Origin of the sequence: Sedimentitalea xiamensis (genome assembly GCF_030164465.1) — a bacterium.
GTDB lineage: Bacteria > Pseudomonadota > Alphaproteobacteria > Rhodobacterales > Rhodobacteraceae > Sedimentitalea > Sedimentitalea xiamensis.
In genome coordinates this window covers 1-13,578 of record NZ_JASNJE010000015.1, presented here as the reverse complement: position 1 = coordinate 13,578, position 13,578 = coordinate 1, and the positions used below count along the sequence as shown (strand labels likewise).

At 62.3% G+C, this 13,578-nt stretch carries 10 protein-coding genes; 4 read left to right on the top strand and 6 right to left on the bottom strand.

Going from position 1 to position 13,578, the window contains the following annotated elements; all coding sequences use genetic code 11:
* Nucleotides 1-68: 68 nt before the first annotated feature.
* From QO034_RS12860 to QO034_RS12850, 3 genes are all read right to left on the bottom strand, one after another.
* Nucleotides 69-1,253, bottom strand: coding sequence for an amino acid aminotransferase (locus QO034_RS12860; RefSeq protein ID WP_284485944.1), 1,185 nt, complete (start codon nucleotides 1,251-1,253; stop codon nucleotides 69-71).
* Entirely contained in the window at nucleotides 1,253-2,107 is an 855-nt protein-coding gene (gene sseA / locus QO034_RS12855) for a 3-mercaptopyruvate sulfurtransferase (RefSeq protein ID WP_284485943.1), read from the bottom strand. Before sseA ends, QO034_RS12860 begins: the two co-directional genes overlap by 1 nt.
* A 427-nt stretch (nucleotides 2,108-2,534) precedes the next feature.
* Nucleotides 2,535-4,097 (bottom strand): winged helix-turn-helix domain-containing protein, encoded by a 1,563-nt coding sequence (locus QO034_RS12850; protein ID WP_284485942.1) that lies wholly within the window; start codon nucleotides 4,095-4,097, stop codon nucleotides 2,535-2,537.
* Between the two features lie 435 nt (nucleotides 4,098-4,532).
* Here QO034_RS12850 and QO034_RS12845 point away from each other — a divergent pair, with 435 nt between their 5' ends.
* The gene (locus tag QO034_RS12845) at nucleotides 4,533-5,003 is read left to right on the top strand and encodes a cupin domain-containing protein (protein ID WP_284485941.1); all 471 of its coding nucleotides are present in this window, start codon (nucleotides 4,533-4,535) and stop codon (nucleotides 5,001-5,003) included.
* A 398-nt stretch (nucleotides 5,004-5,401) separates the two neighbouring features.
* On the opposite strand, the gene QO034_RS12840 is transcribed toward QO034_RS12845, so the two are convergent.
* The gene (locus tag QO034_RS12840) at nucleotides 5,402-7,903 is read right to left on the bottom strand and encodes an arylsulfatase (protein WP_284485940.1); all 2,502 of its coding nucleotides are present in this window, start codon (nucleotides 7,901-7,903) and stop codon (nucleotides 5,402-5,404) included.
* Between the two features lie 197 nt (nucleotides 7,904-8,100).
* On the opposite strand from QO034_RS12840, the gene QO034_RS12835 reads away from it, so the two are divergent.
* Complete coding sequence (locus QO034_RS12835) at nucleotides 8,101-9,123, top strand: AraC family transcriptional regulator (RefSeq protein WP_284485939.1); 1,023 nt, start codon at nucleotides 8,101-8,103, stop codon at nucleotides 9,121-9,123.
* A 296-nt stretch (nucleotides 9,124-9,419) separates the two neighbouring features.
* Here the strand turns inward: QO034_RS12835 and QO034_RS12830 are convergent, their stop codons facing one another.
* Complete coding sequence (locus QO034_RS12830) at nucleotides 9,420-10,157, bottom strand: hypothetical protein (RefSeq protein ID WP_284485938.1); 738 nt, start codon at nucleotides 10,155-10,157, stop codon at nucleotides 9,420-9,422.
* A gap of 354 nt (nucleotides 10,158-10,511) precedes the next feature.
* Here QO034_RS12830 and QO034_RS12825 point away from each other — a divergent pair, with 354 nt between their 5' ends.
* Nucleotides 10,512-11,576, top strand: a complete 1,065-nt coding sequence (locus QO034_RS12825) for a DcaP family trimeric outer membrane transporter (protein ID WP_284485937.1) — start codon at nucleotides 10,512-10,514, stop codon at nucleotides 11,574-11,576.
* A 23-nt stretch (nucleotides 11,577-11,599) separates the two neighbouring features.
* On the opposite strand, the gene smpB is transcribed toward QO034_RS12825, so the two are convergent.
* On the bottom strand, nucleotides 11,600-12,076 hold the full coding sequence (gene smpB / locus QO034_RS12820) for an SsrA-binding protein SmpB (protein WP_284485936.1): 477 nt from the start codon (nucleotides 12,074-12,076) through the stop codon (nucleotides 11,600-11,602).
* A gap of 158 nt (nucleotides 12,077-12,234) precedes the next feature.
* Between smpB and QO034_RS12815 the strand changes: the two genes are divergently transcribed.
* The gene (locus tag QO034_RS12815; protein WP_284485935.1) at nucleotides 12,235-13,461 is read left to right on the top strand and encodes a lytic murein transglycosylase; all 1,227 of its coding nucleotides are present in this window, start codon (nucleotides 12,235-12,237) and stop codon (nucleotides 13,459-13,461) included.
* Nucleotides 13,462-13,578: the final 117 nt, after the last annotated feature.

Here is a 13,578-nt window from a genome sequence, read left to right as displayed (position 1 = left end):
TTTCAGCACAAGCCGAACCCGTTCGGATTGCCCCCTGTCAGCCCTATGCCGACAAGGGGGCATGCAGATCAGACGCCCGCGTCGACGATCGCTTTGGCAAGGATCGGTACGGTTCGGGCGTTCAGACCGGCAATATTCATGCGGCTGTCGCCGATCATGTAGATCCCGTAGTCCGCCCTCAGTTTCTCCACCTTATCGGGCGTGGTTCCAAGACGCGAGAACATGCCCCGATGCTGCGCCAGAAAGGCAAAGCGGTCCGAACCGGACAGGCGCTGTAGTTCGTCCGCAAGGGACTGCCGCAATCCGAGCATGGACAGGCGCACGTCTTCAAGCTCCCTGGCCCAATCCGCGCGCAACCCGTCGTCATTCAGGATCATCGTCACCAGACGCGCCCCGTGATCCGGCGGAAAGGAATAATTCTGCCGGTTGAGGAACGCCAGCGTGTCCTGGTTGAGCTTGCGCTGGCCGGCATCCTGGGACACCGCCATCAACAGGCCGGTGCGTTCCCGGTAAATGCCGAAATTCTTGGAACAGCTAGCCGCGATCAGGCATTCGGGAACCTGCTCTGCCACCAGGCGTGTCGCGGCGGCATCGGCTTCAAGCCCGTCGCCAAATCCCTGATAGGCAATGTCGATCATCGGAACCAGCCCCCTGTCCAGCATCAGGTCTATGACCGCCTGCCATTCGGTGAGGTTCAGATTCGCGCCGGTCGGATTGTGGCAGCAACCGTGCAGCAGAACCACGTCGCCCGGCTTCGCCGTCTTCAGGTCCTCGATCATGCCGCCGAAATCGACGCCCCGCGTTTCATCGTCGAAATAACGATAGGCCATGGCTTCGATTCCAAGGTATTTCAGAATCGACAGGTGGTTGGGCCAGGTCGGGTCAGACACGAAGACCCGCGCCTCCGGGTTGGCCATGCGGATCAGCTCGAACGCCTGGCGGCACGCGCCGGTGCCGCCGGGCGTCGCCGCGGCGCCAATATTGGACTGTGCCACACTGTCGCCCAGAACCAGACCGATCATCGCATCCGCAAACGCCGGATCACCCGCCAGCCCGACATAGGCCTTGCTGTCCTGTTCTTCCCACAGCCGATGCTCTGCCGCCTTGATCGCATGCATGACAGGGGTGACGCCATCCGCGTTCTTGTAGACACCGACACCAAGGTCGATCTTCCGGTCGCGCGGATCGTCCTTGAACGCCTGCATCAGCGCGAGGATCTTGTCGGCGGGTTGGGCTTTGAGGTGTTCGAACATCAGGCGTCTCCGGTTGCGACGGGAAGGGTGGAAAAGGCACCCCATTCCGCCCAGGACCCGTCATAGAGCGCATGGTCATGTTTCCCGATGCGCTCCAGGGCCAGATTCAGAATGGCGGCGGTGACACCGGACCCGCAGGTGGTGACGGCCGGCTTGGAAAGATCGACGCCCGCGGCTTCGAAGATCGCCCGCAGGTCCGCCGGTTCCTTCATGGTGCCGTCGGCGTTGAGCAGGTCGGAATAGGGCACATTGCGCGACCCGGGTATGTGCCCGCCCCGCAGACCGTCGCGAGGTTCGGGTTCGGTTCCAGCGAAACGGCCGGCCGAGCGCGCGTCGATGATGGCGTGGTCGCCGAGCTTGGCGGCCTGGCTCACCTGTGTCACGTCGCGCACAAGGTTGTTCTGGACCCGCACGGTCATGTGGCGGTCCCGCACCATCGGCGGGAGGTCTTCGACCTCATGGCCTTCGGCCTGCCACTTGGGCAGCCCGCCATCCAGAACCGCGACATTGGGCTGGCCCATCAGCTTGAAAAGCCACCAGACACGGGCTGCCGACACCAGCCCGGCCCCGTCATAGACAACCACCTGATGGCCGTCGCCAACGCCCATCGCGCGCAGCCGGGAAATGAACTTTTCCGCAGGCGGGGCCATATGCGGCAGATCGGACCGGTGGTCGGCGATATCGTCGATGTCGAAGAACCGGGCGCCCGGAACATGGGCGGCGTCATATTCGGCCTTCGGATCGCGCCCCGCTGCGGGCAGATACCACGATCCATCCAGCACCCGCAGATCCGGGTTCTTCAGATGGGCCGCCAACCAATCGGTTGACACCAGCGTCTTGGGATCGTCCTGCATGTCGGTAGCCCCTTGTTTCCTGCGCCCCCTTTGCTAGCTTCCCGCCGCGAGCGTTGCAAGGCCGGCGTCGGTCGCGAGACATGCGGGATGATGCCGCAAATCCGCCGACCGTTGCGACAAGGCCAGACAGGCGCGCCGCGCACTTTCACCCGGCTGCGGAGTGACGAAACAATCGAATATCGCGGCAGATACGGATCGGTCGGCATCGTGGCGCAGGTTGACGGCCCTCTTCCATATGTCGTCCGACAGTTCGGCTCCCGTCATCGGCAGGCCGTTTTGAACGGCGAGGATCAATTGCATTTCCGAATGCCGCAGCGGCCATTCGCGGCGATCGCAAAATCGGCACCCTTGCGGATAACCGCAACGCGGGACCGGCGTCGCCATCGCGGCCGCAATCGAGATCAGCGTTCTGCGGAGCCTTCCGAGATCAGGTTTCCGGAAACCCGAGACTCTTGAGAGCCCCGTATACCTCGCCCCGGACACCGGGATCGCGCAAAGGGAGCGCCGAGAAGAATTGCGCGATCGAGGCATCGGGGCGTTGCGCGATGGTCCGGTCGGCCCAGTGCCGAGCCTGCGATTCCTTGCCGGAGACCTTGTTGATCGCGGCCGCGATACTCGTCACGATATAATGCGAACCGGGTTCACGGGCGCCCGCATTCGTGATCCGGCAGGCCTCCTCATAGTCGCCCAGGTGCAGGAGGGCCATGGCTTTGGCCTGGCGCATCGCGTATAGAAACGGGTCCAGCGGGCTGAGCGCGATGGCTTCATCGGCAGAAGCGATCGCTTCAGCGCCTTGACCGGCAATCATTTCGGCGTGGGATCGGGCATAGAGTCCATGCGCGAAACTCGGGCTCATCCCGATTGACCGCGCCAGATATGTCTGGCCGGCTTCGTGATCTCCGTTCAGCCAGAAGGATCGCCCGAAGTTGAAGTTCCCGAACGGGTCGGTCGGGTCGATCTCGAGGCATCTTTCCGCAAACCGCCTGGCATTCTCGACTTCCAGCTTCCGGTTGGAGGAATAGTTCACGAAAGCGGCCTGAAAGCAGGTGAAGGACCTGGCCGCGAAGGCTCTGGCAAAGCCGGGATCGAGACGGGTCGCCTTCGCGAAATAGTCCGCGGCAATGGCATTGTCCTTGCCATTGAAGCGATACATGTGGTTGAGCCCAAGGTGATAGAGGCTCCAGGCATCCAGGCTTTCGGGCGGGCGCAGGCGGGCGCGCTCGGTTTCGTGAATGTTGATGTGCAGTTCGAGTCCGGAACAGACCAGGCGGACGATATCGGTCCTGATCCGGTGGATGTCATCGATCCCGCCCGACAGTGTCTCGCACCAGATCACCCGTCCGTCGCGCGTGTCCGACAGTTCGACCGAGATCGCGACCCTGGGTCCGATAATCTCGACGTCACCTGCCAGGCAATAGGTGGCACCGAGACTGGACCGGATGACGGACAAGTCCGGCAGGGGGTCGCGAAACCGAAAGGCCGACCCGCGCGCCAGGACCCGCAGCCATCTGAGACGGGACAGCGAAGAGATCAGCTCTGCCGGCACGGCTTCGGCAATCGCACCCCAATCCTCTGTTTGGCCGACCCTGCGAAATGGCAGCACCGCAATGGACGGGCGCGTTCCTTCGGCCTGTTCCACAGGCTCTTGCGGCGGTGCGTCCTTGGCGGCGCCGGCGAGCGCGGACTGGCGCAAGATACCGACAAAACGGAAACCGCGCCGCTGCACCGTCTTGATCAGGCGTTGCTCTGAACCGTCGTCGTCCAGGGCTTTTCGAGCGTCGCGAATACGGCTGGACAGGGCGGCATCAGATACGATCCGATCTCCCCAGATCCCTGCGAAAAGTTCGTCCTTTGTGACAACACGGTCTGGCTCGGTCACCAGAAGATGAATGAGTTGAAAGACCTGCGGTTCGATGTGGACGGGCCTGCCTTCTTTGCGCAATTCAGCGCGAGCAGGGTCCACCTCAAAATTCTCGAACGCGTAGATCATGCGGGAAACTGTCCGCCTGATCGTTGATCAAGACAACAGAAATTTGCCCCAAGGGCCGGGAACCTCGGCATTTTCGCCCGATCCACGAGGTGGCGCATCGGCTGACATATGAAAGTATGACGCTAAGACAATGACATATTTCGATCCGCAGCATTCTCCAAGGAACCTCCAGAACATCTCCAACTCTCCGCCAAGCGGGGCCGTTCTGTCGTCCCTATACCTTGTCACATGGCGGCGACCTTGCCACCGCACAACGACAAGAAGTCAGGACAAGACAATGATTTACGAGGTGCCACGCGGAACAATGCTGCTTCATCGCCGCCGCCGCTCCAGGTTGTCGGGATGGCTGGAACTGAAAGGCCCGCGCCGCGCGCTCCGCCATCCGGACGACCATTGGCTTCAAGATGCCGTTCTCAACCCGAAAGGACCCAGACCATGACCTTCAAGACCTCTCTCGTTACCGCCCTCGTGACCTTTGCCGCGGCCAGTGCCGCGCAGGCTCAGAACGACCACGCCCCGGCGCCGTATGTTGCCGAGACGGCCGAATGGGTCCCGGCACCTGCGGTTCTGCCCGCCGGCGCCGAAATCGCCGTCTTGTCCGGCAACCCTTTTGCCGAAGGTTGGTTCGTCCTGCGCCTGAAGTTTCCCGCAGGGTACGACGTGCCCGCGCATATCCACTCCGGTGACGAGTTGATCACGGTGATCGCGGGTGAATTCAACGTCGGTCACGGCAAGAAACTGGACATCAATGCCGGCACGCTGCTGAAGGCCGGCGGTTTCGTGGAGATGCCCGCGGGCCATCCGCACTTCGCCTGGACCACGGCCGAAACCATCGTCCAGATCCACGGCCCCGGACCCTTTGACATCACCTACATGGACCCGGCGGACAATCCCGTTAGCCAGTAACCTCGCTTTTCCCGGCCGCACAGCCACCAGGGGCAGAGAAACCTTCCCCGAAAGGATCAAGTCCCTGGAAGACTTTGAATGCGTTCTGCCCCGGCCCGGCCGCAGCCCGCGAATCTCTGGACTTCGCGGGTTTCGCGGCCCGGACATGTTTCAGGGCTGGTTCTTCGGCGCTTCCCTATCCCCCTGTGGACCGGCATCGGCACGACCCCGGCATGGCGTGGACAACCGTCTATCCCGTTCAAGCCCCTTCCGCCAAGGCGACCGGGTTCTAGCCCTCGGCGGGAAAACCGCGCTGCATCGTCCGAAAGCAGTTCTCCGAGGCCGAACCATTCTACGGATCGCGGCATTTGAAGCACACCCGGCCGATGGCGGACCGGATGTGCTCGTGTCCCGAAGCCCTAGTCGCTGGCGCGTTGTTCCGCATCTTCGAGTTTCTTGATATCGGCTTCACTCAGCTTCGGGCGGTCCACCTTGATCGTCAGCTTCTCGAGCGTCGCCGTCAGCGGGAACGGTGGCTTGTAGTCTGTGTCATAGACGCCGGTGAGCGTGTCTGAGCCGATGTCGAACGCCTCGTCCCACTGCAGGATCATGGGAATGGTGTTCTTCATCTCCTTCGTATCGACGACGGCTCCATCGACCTTCAGCGTGCCGGTCCCGCTCTTGCCGAGGCCGCTCATGCTGTCGTAGGCAAGCGTCTCCGCGCCGAGCCCGTCATACCTGAAGTCGAATTCGACCGTGTGTCTGCCGGGGGACAGCGCGTCCGCCCCCTCCCACCGGATCCGCTCCAGGTCGAGCATGTTCCAGGTGAACACGGGTTTTCCCTTGAGCAGATAGAAGCCGTAGCCCGCGAAGCGTCCGCCGGAGGTCAGGATCATGCCCTCGGCGCCGCCCGCAGGCACGTCAATCTCTGCGGTGATCGTATAGGAACTGTTCAGCAGGCTGGGCGAGTCACCCTGCGGCAGGCCCGTCATCGGCCGAGTGTAGACGAATTCCGTCCTTCCGGCGGTGATGTTGGGGCGCGGCGCGGCAACGCGTTTCCCGACCGACGCGTCCATCGGAAAGACTTGATATTTCTGCGCCTCTTCGATGAAGAGCGCCTTCAACTCCTTCACCTTGTCGGGGTGATCCGCGGCAACGTCCGTCGTCTGGTTCATGTCCTTGGTGAGGTCGTAGAGTTCCAGCACCTGATTGTTCAGCGGATCGGGATTGGCGGCTCCAAAGGCTTCCCACGGCGCGCGGTTGACCTTGGTGCTGAGCAGCCAGCCCTCCCGATAGAGTGCCCACTGGCCCATCATCTCGAAATACTGGGTGGTGTGGCGGCTCGGCGCATCGGCATTCGCCGTATCGAAGGTGTAGGCGAAGCTCGTTCCTTCGATCGGGTGCTGCAGGATGCCATCGACTTCCAGCGGCGCGTTGATACCCGACACTTCGAGGATCGTCGGAACCACGTCGATCACATGCATGAACTGGTCGCGCTTGCCGCCCTTGTCGGTGATGCCGTTCGGCCACGAAACGACCATGTTCTGCCGGATGCCACCAAGCCGCGAGGCGTTCTGCTTGAACCAGTCGAACGGCGTGTCGAAAGCCCAGGACCAGCCGGCCGACATGTGGTTGTAGGTCGCTTCGGTGCCCCAGACATCGTACCATTTCATCTGGGTTTCGACAGGCAGCTCGTTCAGGCCATTGAAGAAGGCGACCTCATTCGGCGTGCCCATCGGGCCGCCTTCGGCCGAAGTGCCGTTGTCGCCGTTGATGTAGAAGATCAGCGTGTCATCGAGTTCGCCGATCGCGTCGATGGCGTCGATCACGCGACCGATTTCATGGTCGCTGTAGGCTGCGTAGGCGGCAAAGACCTCAACCTGCCGGATGAAAAGCTTCTTTTCATCGTCGCTGAGCTGGTCCCACGGCTTCAGCTTGTCGGCGGGCCAGGGCGTCAATGTCGCGTCCTCGGGCACGAGCCCCATCTTTTTCTGGTTCTCGAAGATGGTCTGGCGCAGCGCCTCATAGCCGTCGTCAAAGAGGTTCATTGCCTCGATCTTCTCCACCCATTCCTTGGTCGGATGGTGCGGCGCGTGCGTCGCGCCGGGGGCGTATTTCACGAAGAAGGGCTTGCCAGGGTCGATCTGGTGCATCCGGGTGATCCAGTCGATGGCGTCGTTGGCCATGCCGGTAACGAGATTCCACTCGGGATTGCCATCGAACGGGTAGATCTGCGTGGTGTTGCGGAAAAGGTTCGGCTGCCACTGGTTCGAGTCGCCGCCGACGAAGCCGTAGAAATACTCGAAACCCAAACCCGTCGGCCAGAGATCGAAGGGGCCGGACTGGCTGGCTTGGAAGGCAGGCGTGTTGTGATCCTTTCCGAACCACGAGGTGCTGTAACCGTTGTCGAGCAGGATCCGTCCGATCGTCGCCTTGTCATCGGGGATGACGGAGTTGTAGCCGGGATAGCCCGTCGATTGCTCCGAAATCACGCCGAAGCCGACCGAATGATGGTTGCGCCCGGTGATCAGAGCCGCGCGGGTGGGCGAGCAGAGTGCGGTGGAATGAATATTGGTGAAGCGCAGCCCTTCGGCGGCAAGCGCGTCCATCGTCGAAGTCGGAATGACGCCGCCGAAGGTGCTCGGCACGCCAAAGCCCGCATCGTCGGTGATGATGAGCAGGACGTTCGGCGCGTTCTTCGGGGGCACGACCTGCGGAGGCCACCACGGCGTGGACTTCTCCGCCTGCTCGGCAATCGTGCCGCCGAAGGGCAGCGGCAGAGGGGGCAGTTGGCGCCCGTCGATGGTCGTGGTGGCGCCGGGTGCGCCGGGCGTCATCTGGGCGACGGCTCCGCCCGCTGGCGGCAGGGTCAGCATCCCGGCGGCCATCACGAACGCCATCGCTCGTGTTCCTGCAATCATCGAAGGTCTCCTTTCATCGTTTCTCAAAAGCCGGAGCGCAGGGGCGTCGCCCGGCCCGAACCGGGATGCGGGGGAGACGATGTCCGAAGCACGGCGGAAGCCTTGCACCCTGACGCGGCGGGAAGTTTGATGCAGATCAAAGCGGAGGCCCGAATTTAACATTTGGGGCCATGACGCCTTTCCCCTAGGCTATGCGTATGGCCTTTTCACGATCGATCCCTCTCATACGCGCCGCCGCAACCGCGCCGATACGGCGGTGGTTGTCCGAGCAGGGCATTGATCCGCATCCGTTGTTCGAACGATCCGGGTTGGCCTGGGTGCCGGACGATAGCCCGCTACTTCCGGTTCCCTTGCGCGGGGCGGTCCGGCTGCTCGTCGAAGCCGCCAGAGCCTCGGGTCCGGACGCGCCATTCAGGATCGCCAGGGACCGCGGAGTATTCGAAATCGGTCCGATCGGAGCGATGGGCCTGGCTGGGCCGACCGTGCGCGCGGGGCTTCACAATATCGCCCGCAACATGCCGCGACACTGCACACACGAGATCTTCACCGTGGAGGACTGCGATGGGTTCGTTCGCGTCGGAGACGGGTGGGCCGCGAATATCGGAGACCCGGAGGCGCGGCACCTGGTACAGCAATACGTCGCCGCCCTCGTGGAGGGCGTCTGTCGCGCGGCTGGCGGGACGACGCAGTGCATTTCGCGCGTTGTGATGACGCCGCACCCCGTTGCAGCTTTGAACCATCTGCACCCCTGGCTCGGCGAGAGTATCCACCCTGCGGAGGGCGGGCGATTGGAACTCGACATACCGGACGAAACCGCGGATCGGGTCATGCCGGACCATTCCGGCGCGATGACAGGCGCACCGGCCGATGAACCGTGGGACACGATAGGTGCCGGCGAGACGCTGGCCGAGAATATCGGCACGCTCGTGGCAAGCATGCTGCCCTTTGCTTTCCCTTCGATCGACTCGGTCGCGAGCGCTGCCGGCGTAAGCGCGCGGACGCTGCGCCGGCGCCTGAAGGAAGAGGGCACGACACTGTCCGAAGTGATCGACCGCACCCGAGCGGAACTGGCGATCGCGCGTCTCAGCGGTGGAACGGCGCAGTCCCTTCAGGGTCTCGCACAGGAACTGGGCTATGCGCATCAGGCCGCCCTGACCCGTGCAGTGAAACGCTGGACCGGCAGGACGCCACGGCATTTCAAAACAGGTTCATTGCATTAGGTAGAGAACATTGGACCCTGGATCGTTCCCGACCGCCACCCGTCACTTGTGGCGGCAAAGTCTTTCTTTCCCCGTTTTTCGGGCGCTTTGACCCTCAAAAGGAATAGGGCCGGCGCGAGGCCCTGCAATTCGGCCAACTCCTTGCCGTCATCGCCCGTGCCGCGCCTCATTATCCCGTGATCCCAAGGCAAGTCCAATCAAGGCGCACGAAAAGTATTACGCCGCCAAAAAAGGCACCGTTGCCGATGCCTTTTTTCGCGTTGGAGTTGGATCGGTGCAGCGGGTCGCGGAAGCGATCAGGAATTCGCCTTGCCCCGCTTGCGCAGAGCCCCCAGCGCGCCCAGCCCACCGAGAAGCAGGACCGCCGCGCCCGGCACCGGAACGGTGGGCGGCTCTTCCCCCGACGGCGGGTTGCGGACCGCCATCACCAGATCCTGGCTGCTGTCCCTGTCCGCGTCTAGGAAATTGACGGTGAACAGGTCGCTGACCGTCCCGGTCATCCAGCCGAGAAATTCATTGGCGCGCGCCGTGATCGCCGCGGTGGAACCGCTGCCGATACGATTTCCCGACGTCAGGGAAAGCGGACCCGCAGCCGTTTCATAGCCGGCTTCCCAAAGGGCCAGCTGGAACGCCGCAGCATCCGTGCTGTTCGTCGCATCCACATCCGCATACGCGGCATCGAAGAGCAATTCGACATTGGCCCGCTGGATCGGCTGCAACACGCGGACCGGCTGGAACGGATTGACGTTGTTGATGACGTAGTTGTCGCTGCTTGCGATAACTCCGGCCAAGTCGAGGCAGAATGCAAAGAAGTCCGTTCCCAGACCGAGCGCATTCGTCGCGTCCTTCATCCGGAAACTGGCGGCCGCACGATTGATGTAGTCCGGATAGTCTGGACCGGCGTTGGGTGTATTGTCCTTCGCGGTCACATTCGCACGCGCGCCTTCGCCGACGTAGGTCAACGTCGCGGCCGATACCGCCCCAGACGTTAGTGTCAGCCCGGCGGCGATGAAGCTTGCTTTCAAGATTTTCATGGTAATTCCTGGTCCTCGTTAACAAAAAACGCGGTTATTCCGCGCGCACCTCGTAACATTCTCAGCTAATACATCGACAGTTTTACAAGTAAAGCTGTGAAGATAAAATCTTACTCCGCCTTTGATTGTGTTAGCACATACAGGCGAAAACGCGGGCTGGGTTCGATCCGCGCCAAACGTCATTTGCAGACAAGGCGCATGCCGTAAACGCGCGAACCCGGCAAGGCGAGTCGTGGAACCATCGTTGTTCGTGGGCAACGCCTGTCGAAAAACTGGGTCCGCCAAAGGTCTTTCCGCACCAAGACGAAATGAAACGTTCTAGGCTTTGGGCAGATCAGTTGGGAGAACCCCCACATGCCCCCACGCCTAATTCCCCGAGCATTTGCCTTTGGAACCCTGTTTCTATTTGCGCATCCCGCCGTTTCCGAAGAATCCCGTTCCCCTCTGACGCTTGATATGGGCGGCGGTGTTTCCGTGACCTTGTATGGCTATATCAAGGCCGATTTCATCTGGGACGACGGCTATGACCTGGGACGAACCACCAGCGGGATCAAGTCCATCGGCCTGCCGAATGGGCCGGAGGCGGGCGATTTCGACCGCCAGCAGCTGAACGAAACCCGGATCGGCTTCGATGTCGTCGGACCGAACGACGTGTTCGCAAGGTTCGAAGGCGATTTCTATGGCGCCGACAATGATCTTCGGCTCCGCCATGCCTATGTGTCGTGGCATGGGCTGATGATCGGGCAGAACTGGACCAACTTCATGTCGGTGAAAAACCTTGCCCCGACGGTTGATTTCCAGGGCGCCGGCGCTCTGCCCTTCGCGCGGACACCGCAGGTTCGATACACCTATGACGGAATCAGCGACGTCATCCTGTCCGCATCGGTCGAAGAGGACATCGCGAATTCCGACGATTATGCCTACACGCTGGCGATCCGCTACGGTTTCGACCTGGGCATGGTGCGCGCATCCGGTTTGTGGCGGGACACCGTGATCGCCGGAGGCGCGCTCGAGGGATGGGGCGTCAACCTCGCGACCGTCCTTACCCCCTGGTCCGGCGGCAAACTGCAAGCCAACGTGACCACGGGCGAAGGCATTTCCGACATTCTGGCCGCTGGTCTGACCGGCGACGCGCTGTTGATCAATGGCAGCGCGGTCGGGGTCAATGCCGCGGCCCTGAGCCTGTCCCACGATGTCACGGACAGGCTCATGTTGGCGGCGACCGCGAGCTGGCTCAAGCAGGATGAGGCGAACGGGGCGGACACCGAGGAACTGACCGGCCTGCACCTGTCCGCCTTCTACACCGTGTTCCGCAACACCACGCTGATGGCGGAATATTACACCGGCACGCGACAGCAGGGAGACGGCATCAGTTTTGACGCGGATCGCGTCCAACTGGCGGTGAAATACGCCTTCTAGTCGCCACTGGACGGCACTGGCGCTCAGCGGTTGTCCTTGAGCAGCCGTTGTTTCTGACGGGACCAGTCGCGCTTGGCTTCGGTTTCGCGCTTGTCGTGATGTTTCTTGCCCTTGGCGATGCCGATTTTCAGCTTGGCCAGACCTGCGTGATTGAAATACATCACGATCGGCACCAGCGTCATGCCCTTGCGCTGGGTCGCGTTCCATAGGTTCGACAGTTCCTTTCGCGACACGAGGAGCTTGCGGCGGCGGCGTTCTTCATGGCGAAAGGTCTTCGCCTGATCATAGGGCGCGATATAGCTGTTGATCAGCCAGAGTTCGCCGTCCTCGACCGAAGCATAACTTTCGGCGATATTGGCCCCGCCCTGTCGCAGCGATTTGACCTCGGACCCTTCCAGCAGGATCCCGCATTCCAGATCGTCTTCGATGGCATAATCGAACCGCGCCCGCCGGTTTTCGGCGATCACCTTGTAGTTGGGGTCTGATGTCGTCTTTGCCATAGGGCGGAGATGTAGGCGCTCGCGCGCGCTGGCGCAAGCGGGCACTGAAAACCGGGGAATCCCGCCAGTCCGTCCGACTTTGCCTTGTTTGCGACCGCCGGTCGGGTAAGGATTGCACCAAGGCGAAAAGCCAGGTCTGACGAGCAGGAGACACCAGAATGCGAATTTCGCGACGCGCCGTAGGTCTTGGCATGGCGGCAACGCTGTTGACGGCCTGTTCGGGAGGAAGCGTGACGCAAACCGCATCCTCGCCGATGCGCCCGGTCCCGAACGCCGGCTACGATGCCTGGGTTGCAGGGTTCAAAAGCCGCGCCGCGGCGCAGGGCATATCGCAGGCCACGATCGACCGGGCGTTTCGCGGTGCAGGCTATCTTCCCGACGTGATCGAACGCGACCGCAACCAGACCGAATTCAAACGGTCCCTCGAAGACTATCTCGCCATAGCCGCGTCCGACGACCGGGTCAGCGCCGGCAAGGCCAAACTGCGCCAGTACAACAACACGCTCGGCCAGATCGAATCCCGCTACGGCGTCGAAAAGGAGGTGGTCACGGCGATCTGGGGGCTGGAAAGCCGCTACGGAGAGCGGCGCGGTGACATCCAGGTGGTTTCGGCCCTGTCGACGCTGGCCTATGACGGACGCCGCGGCGCGTTCTTCGAGAGCCAGTTGATTGCCGCGCTCAAGATCCTTCAGAACGGCGATGTGACGCCGGACCGGATGACGGGAAGCTGGGCGGGTGCAATGGGGCACACCCAGTTCATTCCGACCTCCTATCAGGCCTATGCGGTGGATTTCGGCGGCGATGGCAAGCGCGACATCTGGTCGGACGATCCCACGGATGCATTGGCGTCAGCCGCCGCCTATCTCGCGAAAAGCGGCTGGACGCGGGGTCAGCCCTGGGGGGTCGAAGTGCGCCTGCCCCCGGGATTTTCCGGCCCCTTCGGGCGCGGCAGCACGCGCAGTCCTTCGCAATGGGCGGCAATGGGCGTGCGCGACATGGACGGGCGCGCCGTGCCGGACTATGGCCCCGCGTCGATCATCATCCCGGCCGGGGCCAATGGCCCGGCGTTCATGACCTTCCGCAATTTCGCTGTCATCACCCGCTACAACAACTCGGAAAGCTACGTCATCGGGATCGGGCACCTGTCCGACCGGATCGTCGGCGGCCCTCCCATCCGGGGCGGTTTTCCGCCGGATGCCAATGGAATGACCCTGGACGACCGCAAGGAATTGCAACGCCGTCTGACGGCGGCGGGCTTTGATACCGATGGTGCGGATGGCGTGATCGGGTCGAAGTCCGAGGCCGCGATCAGCGCCTACCAGCGCAGCGTCGGCCTGCCCGCCACCGGCCAGCCGACTCTGGATCTGCTCAACCGCTTGCGCTAAAGCATTTCGGGGAAACCCTGAGTCGCTGGGGATTCCCTTGAGGGGTCGATTGTGATTCATCCTTTTCAGGAGGATGTTTCATGTCAGCACCACTGCCAGGCGCGCTTCGGACGCGGT